Below are 6,032 nucleotides of genomic sequence, written 5' to 3'. Positions count from 1 at the left end.
TGGGGTGTTGGTTTTGTAACAGTAATTATGATCTATGGAGCTTCACAAGTTCAATTTTCAACATCAAATTCAAACTGGATTCCAGAAGACGATCCAATCTCAATTTCATTTAGAGAATTAGATTATAACTTTGGAACCTCAGAGAGATTCTCAGTACTATTAACTGCAAATGATGGAGATTTAAGAAATGTACAAACTCAAAGAGATGTTACAATCTTAAGAGAAAAGCTTCTCTCAATACCAGAAATTGAGGCTGTAAGTTCACCATATGATGGTCTAGATTATGATTCAACTTCAGTGTATACAACATTGACTAATGAGAGATCAGATCAATTTAATAGAGATTTCACACTAACACAGCTAAGTATCTCTACATCAAATCTAGGTCAAGATGAAGAAGGAAAATCTCCAGTATACAGAGAAGTAATTGAAATAATTGAACAAACTCCTGTTGCTAATGCAGATGTTTCTCTTTATGGTGACATTGTAAGATTTGATGAACTAGGTGACTCTTTGCAGCAAGATGCAGGTGTTACAACAATGATGGGATTCGCGTTAGTCTTCTTGGTTGCATCTATATTATATGCATCAATTTATGTTGGACTCTTATCATTATTTCCAATCATTATTGCAATTATTTGGTCAGTTGGATTAATGGGATTCTTTGGAGTACCATTTACATCACTTTCAACAGGAATTGTATCTTTAGTACTTGGAATTGGAGTTGACTTTTCAATTCACATCGTAGATGGAATTAGAAAATATATTTCTAAAACTAATAATATTAGAAAATCTATTGAAGAGACACTTCTCACTTCAGGAAAAGCAATCTTTTTGACTTCAATTACAACATTTGTAGGATTTTTAGCACTTACATTTGCCCAGCTACTAGGAACACAAAGACTAGGATTCTCACTAGCATTTGGAATCCTCTCAGTATTTATAGTAACATTACTTGTAGTTCCATCTACATTAAGTATCATCTATAAAAGAAAACTAAAAAAAGAGGGAACTCTTTTAACAACTTAATATACTATTATAACACAAAAAATGAAACTCCGGGCTCTGCACGGTGTCCATTTTTATTTATAACAATAAAGAAAAATGAAAAAAAATTTATTAACACTATTACTTGGATGTATGCTTCTGATAAGTGGAGCTTTTGCTTCATTTTCAGTTGAAGTAATATCTACAAACCCTGCTCCAGTTACTGCAGGAGATTACGCAGATATTACCCTTAGATTTACAAATGTTGGTTCAGCAGAACAAACTTCTGAAGCAAAAAATGTACAATTTTCAATAAAAGAAACAAATTTAATTAAGCCTTTAGGAAATGAAGATGCATTTTTTTCAAAAGTATTTGCAAAAGAATCAATTACAAGAACATTTAGAGTTTACTTCTCAGAAGATTTAAACGAAGGATTTATTGAAGTTCCAGTTTTAATTAAAACAGATTCAATTAATACTGAAAAAAAAATAAAAATTTATATTGAACATTTATTTTGTGTATTTAATAATCTCAATTAGTCATCATTGGCTTGAGAGTTTCTTCCACGCAAGGTACTCAGAGTATATAATTCTATTTCCTTCCATTGACGAAACACCTTAACGAAACAGAAGACATGAATACTCCCTTTTATGATCCTGGCTTTCCCTACGCGACGATGCCTTATATACAAGGAGATGGCATCTGGTGCGAAAAAAGAACGATCAAAGACCAAGCATTTCATGTAAACGGACCTGCTCTTTTTCTTGATCGTGATGGCGTCATTGTAAAAGAAGTGAACTATCTTCAGCACCCGGATGATGTTGAACTCATCCCCGGGGCTGCTGAGACAATTAAAGCAGCTAATCAGCAAAACATTCCTGTGATTATCGTTACCAACCAAGCCGGAATTGCATATGGCTACTTTGGCTGGTCCGATTTTCAATCCGTGCAAAACAGGATGCATCAAGAACTTGAAGCCAAAGGCGCCTTTATAGACGCAGTCTTCGCCTGCCCCTTTCACCAAAAGGGTGCAACACCCTGGGGCGGACATCTCGAACACGAAGCAAGAAAGCCCAACAAAGGGATGCTTAAACGAGCGAGTAACATACTTTCAATCGACCTGAAAAAGTCATGGATCGTGGGCGATAGAGCGACAGATCTTGAAGCTGGAAAAAAAGCAGGATTAGCTGGCGGCTTGCATGTATTAACCGGACACGGCTCTCGAGAAGGAGAAATCTCATTGGCAAGAGAACTAGCGAATTCAGAATATCTAATCCAAGAATCTGCCTCAATTAAAGATGCTCAAAAACTGCCCCTGTTTATGCTTTAGAATCTTTTTTACTGATCCAAGCAAACAAAGAAATGTGTCCAACCACAGATTAAGAACATTCTAGATATGATAAACAGTTTTCAAAAGCCGAAGCGATGAACCAACACTGAATCTTCGATTATTTCTCGTCGCGTAACCGAACCTCTGTCACGCCACAAATATAGTGCCCCACGGCAATATGCATTTCTTGAATATGGTTTGTCGTATCCGATGGTACCTTAATACAAAGATCACAAAGCTCGGCAAGCTTGCCACCACCTTGACCCGTAAAGCCCATCACCGTAATACCCATCTTCTTTGCAACATCAACCGCAGCCACAATATTACCGCTGTTACCGCTTGTCGTGATACCAACAAAGACGTCACCCTCTTTGCCCAATCCACTTAGTTGACGCGCAAAGACTTGTTCGTATCCATAGTCATTTGCAATCGCCGTCAAGGCAGAGGTATCAACCGTTAGCGCAATAGAGGGAAGGGAATCACGTTCAATGATGTAACGCCCAACCAACTCAGCGGCTAAATGCTGAGAATCAGACGCAGAGCCCCCGTTTCCACAGAAAATGATTTTATTCCCACGCTTTAAGGCCTGCACCCAAACGTCTGCAGCTTCATCCATGACATCCCCCAAAGCACTCAATGCTTCAAAGTTTTTCACAACCGTCTGGCAATAATTTTTAAACGTCACGAGAGAACCTTTTGTGGAAAGTCAGGATGTCATTTAACTGGGATAAAATAATATTTTGTCAAAAATATGTGTCTCAAGACAACATGGCAACAACTGATTTAAAACCGGGATGACGAAGATCCCAATTCGTCCAGCAACAAACCAAAGGCAAGCGAAATCAAGGCAGCCTGTCTTGTAAAATCTGTGTCATCTTAGAGCCCCCCTCTCTGATATGCTTTGCCAGCAGATCAACCGCTTTTTCACTAAGGCCAGCCCTAACAGCGGACAGAATCTCAGCATGTTCTTGTTGTGATTTTAGCTTATAAGGAATGGTTTCGAATACTAATCGTTGATAACGTTCATTGTGCAGCCACAGTGCCTCAAGCGACTTCATTAACCTTGGCTGCCGATCAACGGCATAGATTGAACGGTGGAAAGCCCAGTTCGCTGACATAAGCTGATCCAGATCATTGGAATCATTTCCCTTCGCAATCGCCAATTCAGCACTGCCACAGTCAACAGCCCCAAAAACCGTCATTGCTTTTCTAAGCGCCAGACACTCCAATTCAAGTCGCATGTCTGTGATTTCTTGGGCATCTTCTTGCGTTAAAGGCGTAACCATTGCACCGCGACGCGGTTGAAAAAGGACCAGACCTTCTGCCCCAAGCTTTTGCAAAGCTTCACGTACAGGAACGTGACTGGCACCAAAGCGTGCAGCAATGTGATCTTGACGCAAACGCTCACCCCCCGAAATTTCACCCCGAAGAATGTCATTTCTCAGCTGCTGTGCGATTGCATCACTCATCCCCAAACTAGCGACAGGCAAAGTAAACCTCTTGATTATGATTTATGCTTCTTAAACAGAGTGCCTCAAATGACCACTTCAAACCATTACGATTGGGGTCGAATAGCATTCAAGCAAAGCCCAAGTTCTCTCAACCGATCCAGATAGTTGGTTATGCGAGTTACCGTCTTAGAATCATTTAGTTTCATCTCGTCATCGAATTTACTTTTATACAACGGCAAAACAAAATCCGGTGCCGCCAAAGGATAGGCCCCAAGTCCCGAAAGGCTTTGCTTTAATTGCTGCTGAACCTTAGACGTTCCCAAAGCGCCGGGACTGGTTCCCATGATGCCGACCGCAAGGTTTTTGAAAACGGACGGCGTACCCCGTGATGCCCAATCTATCGCATTTTTCAAAGCCGCGGGTAAGCCGCTATTATATTCAGGTGTAACCACAAGAAGACCGTCAGCTTTGCGAATAACTTCTTTAAAAGCCAAGGCAGAATCTGGTGTTTCAATATCTTCAATATCTTGGTTAAAAAGTGGCATGTCAGACAATTGATCAAAAACTTCGATGGTGACGCCTTCTGGTGCCGCAGCAATTGCTTCCATCATCAAAGCCCGATTATAAGAAGCTTTTCGCAAGCTCCCGACCACAGCAACAATATGAAAAGACTTATTCGGACCTTCTGACAAACCCATCTTACTTTTTCTCCTGAACCAAGAATGTTAGCACCTAAACATGCCATAACATAAGCTTGGCCCCGACCCCAGTAAGTTTATAAGCTCACCTGATCTTTTCAGGATAATTGCCGAAATTTTCTTGGCGTCAACCCGGTTGCCTTACGAAAGCGTGTAGCCATATGGCTCTGACTGCTGAACCCGCACTGAAAGGCAATTGAACTCAGCGTTTTTTGACTATCCCCTAATAAGTTCTTGGCCCTTTGCACCCGTCGGGTCAAAACATATTGGTGTGGGCTGGTCCCCATTGTTCGTTGAAACATCCGGGTGAAATGAAACGGGCTCAACTCGGCAACAGTAGACAGATCTTCAAGAACCAAACCTTGATCCAAAAACGCCTCTATATAATCCTTAACCCTTTTTGCGACATAAGGGGGTAATCCCCCCCTGATAAATTCTGGTTCAGCCGTTTTGTTTGTATAACAGCGGAACAAATGTTGAATTAACAGTTGCCCCGCATGTGATAAGCTCATTTTATCCGCAGGATTTTGCCAATCCAAAGGCACAATTATTTGACGGAACAGTTGTTCAATCACGGGATCACTTCGAAAGGCAACATCTTCAAGAGAAACCAGACTTGGATCAATATCATAACTTTCCAAGGCAATCCGATCGAATTCAGCCTGATCAAAATAAAGGTGCATAAATTTAAACGGCGCTTCGATACTCCATTCAGAACGTACACCAGCCGGCATGATACAAACCGCACCCGGGTGCCCCTTACCAAGCGATTGCTCACCATTATGGCGGCGTGTTCCTTTCCCGCCCTGCAGGTAATAGCTCAGGGTATGATGGCTTGCCCTCTCATACACTGCATAGCCGCCATCATTCTGCCACGCAGACAAAGAGAGTCCTGATCCAATCTCTAGGGCTTGACTGGATTGTGCGCCCACTTTTCTAAGGGCTTTATAAATGTAGAGTTCTTCTGGCCGCATGCTTTTCGCCGATATCAATTTCCCCCAACTTAGTCCTCTGGCTCACTTTTGAGAAGACACCAGTTTTCACTTAGCCGCAAGAATGTGAAAAAAGTGCCCGAAACTGATATACAGCCTGACCTCTCGCGGTTATGACTTTACCATCGGTACGACCTTAGAACGAACTAGGTACACTGTGAACATACTACTTTATATTGGAACAGTCCTCATTTGGGGAACCACTTGGCTAGCGATAGCTTTTCAGGTCGGAACAGTACAGGTAGAGGTATCTGCTTTTTATCGCTTCTCCTTGGCCGCATTAACGCAAATCCTTTTCATGTTTGCTCTGGGAAAGCTCAAATGGGTTCCCTTTAAACAGCACAGGTGGTTTGTTCTACAGGGTTGGTGCCTTTTTTGCCTGAACTTTATTTTCTTTTATAACGCCGCAAAATTCCTGCCCAGTGGCCTGATTGCTGTTGTCTTTTCTCTGGCAAGCATCTTTAACATGATCAATGCCTTTGCTTTTCAGCAAAAACGACCAACTCTGAGAACTTTAATTGGCTCATGCCTAGGTGTTTTAGGGGTTTGCGCCCTCTTCTGGGAAGACATTCA

Annotated in this window: 8 protein-coding genes; 4 read left to right on the top strand and 4 right to left on the bottom strand. The window is 41.5% G+C overall.

Annotation, left to right across the window (positions count from 1 at the left end):
• The 3 genes from Q0241_RS00485 to Q0241_RS00475 all read left to right on the top strand — a co-directional run.
• Positions 1–1,029 (top strand): MMPL family transporter (locus Q0241_RS00485; RefSeq protein ID WP_299371408.1); only part of this gene is annotated, 1,029 nt, incomplete at its 5' end.
• A gap of 75 nt (positions 1,030–1,104) precedes the next feature.
• Positions 1,105–1,527 (top strand): hypothetical protein, encoded by a 423-nt coding sequence (locus tag Q0241_RS00480; RefSeq protein WP_299371405.1) that lies wholly within the window; start codon positions 1,105–1,107, stop codon positions 1,525–1,527.
• Between the two features lie 95 nt (positions 1,528–1,622).
• Positions 1,623–2,318, top strand: coding sequence for an HAD family hydrolase (locus tag Q0241_RS00475; protein ID WP_299371402.1), 696 nt, complete (start codon positions 1,623–1,625; stop codon positions 2,316–2,318).
• A 118-nt stretch (positions 2,319–2,436) separates the two neighbouring features.
• Here Q0241_RS00475 and Q0241_RS00470 read toward each other — a convergent pair whose 3' ends face one another.
• From Q0241_RS00470 to Q0241_RS00455, 4 genes are all read right to left on the bottom strand, one after another.
• Positions 2,437–3,003 carry an SIS domain-containing protein gene (locus tag Q0241_RS00470; RefSeq protein WP_299371399.1) on the bottom strand — a complete coding sequence of 189 codons (567 nt, stop codon included), beginning with the start codon at positions 3,001–3,003 and terminating at the stop codon, positions 2,437–2,439.
• A gap of 157 nt (positions 3,004–3,160) precedes the next feature.
• Positions 3,161–3,808: a GntR family transcriptional regulator gene (locus tag Q0241_RS00465; RefSeq protein ID WP_299371396.1), complete on the bottom strand. Its 648-nt coding sequence runs from the start codon at positions 3,806–3,808 to the stop codon at positions 3,161–3,163.
• Positions 3,809–3,873: 65 nt separating this feature from the next.
• On the bottom strand, positions 3,874–4,467 hold the full coding sequence (locus Q0241_RS00460) for an NADPH-dependent FMN reductase (protein ID WP_299371393.1): 594 nt from the start codon (positions 4,465–4,467) through the stop codon (positions 3,874–3,876).
• Positions 4,468–4,565: 98 nt separating this feature from the next.
• The gene (locus Q0241_RS00455) at positions 4,566–5,441 is read right to left on the bottom strand and encodes an AraC family transcriptional regulator (RefSeq protein ID WP_299371390.1); all 876 of its coding nucleotides are present in this window, start codon (positions 5,439–5,441) and stop codon (positions 4,566–4,568) included.
• 175 nt (positions 5,442–5,616) lie between these two features.
• On the opposite strand from Q0241_RS00455, the gene Q0241_RS00450 reads away from it, so the two are divergent.
• Positions 5,617–6,032: DMT family transporter (locus tag Q0241_RS00450; RefSeq protein ID WP_299371387.1), on the top strand; the 416-nt coding region annotated here is incomplete at its 3' end.

Origin of the sequence: uncultured Kiloniella sp., from assembly GCF_937128705.1 — a bacterium.
GTDB lineage: Bacteria > Pseudomonadota > Alphaproteobacteria > Kiloniellales > Kiloniellaceae > Kiloniella.
This window is presented reverse-complemented; position numbering and strand designations above follow the sequence as displayed.